General features: G+C 72.1%; 1 protein-coding gene. It reads left to right on the top strand.

Annotated features, from left to right (window positions below; translation table 11 throughout):
* Positions 1 to 889, top strand: an 889-nt coding sequence (hutG, locus tag Y705_RS17480) for a formimidoylglutamase (RefSeq protein WP_155849928.1), incomplete at its 5' end; no start/stop codon positions are given.
* Positions 890 to 996: the final 107 nt, after the last annotated feature.

The following is a 996-nucleotide window of genomic DNA, read 5'->3' as shown; positions in this document are numbered from 1 at the left end:
CGGCAGGAACAGGGCTCCCGGTTTGGCCCTGGTCGGATTCGCCTGTGACGAGGGGGTGCGCCGCAATCATGGCCGCGTCGGAGCTGCCCACGCCCCGGACGCCCTGCGCCGTGCCCTCGCCCCGATGGCCCTCCACCTCGACGTCCCGATCATTGACGCCGGCACCGTCGCGGTCGAGGACCAGGACCTGGAGGCCGGCCAGGACCGGCTCGCCGACCGAGTCGCCGCCCTGCTCGACCGGCACGAACTGGTCGTGGTGCTCGGCGGCGGCCACGAGACCGCGTGGGGCAGTTATCTCGGCCGCACGCGCAGCACGCGCCTGGCCGGTGCACGCACCGGGGTGCTCAACCTGGACGCCCACTTCGACCTGCGCGAGGCGGATGCGCCGTCGTCGGGCACACCCTTCCTGCAGATGGCCCGCGCCGACCGGGCCGCCGGCCGGGACTTCCGGTACACCGTCCTCGGCATCAGCGAACCCTCCAACACCGGCGTCCTGTTCCGGACAGCGGCGGACCTGGGCGTGGAACACCTCACCGACGAGCAGTGCTCGCCGCAGAACCTGCCACATGTCCTGGCTTCGGTGGACCGCCTGCTCGACAATGTCGACGCGCTTCACCTCAGCATCGACCTCGACGTCCTTCCGGCGTCCGTTGCTCCCGGCGTGAGTGCCCCAGCCGGCTACGGAGTGCCGCTGGAGGTCATCCACGCGGTCTGCCGGCACGTCGCCCGCAGCGGCAAACTGGCTCTGGTGGACGTCGTCGAGCTGCTGCCCAGGCTCGACCTTGACCACCGCACGGCCCGCACGGCCGCCCGGCTGATCACCACCCTCACCCACGACGCCCTCGGCGCGCACACCCCGACCGGCACAGAGGCAGGAAGACCTTCCTGAGCACCGCCGGTTCCGATGTTCATCCCGAGGCACCCGACTGAGGCTTCCTGCAGAGCACCCCCGCGGCAGGCAGGTCGACCCGCGCGGCACCCCCTCGCGGCGGGCAG

The sequence above is a fragment of the Arthrobacter sp. H41 genome, assembly GCF_000520535.1.
Classification (GTDB): Bacteria; Actinomycetota; Actinomycetes; order Actinomycetales; family Micrococcaceae; genus Arthrobacter_D.
Note: the sequence above shows the minus strand (reverse complement) of the source record. Positions and strands in the feature narration are given on the sequence as shown.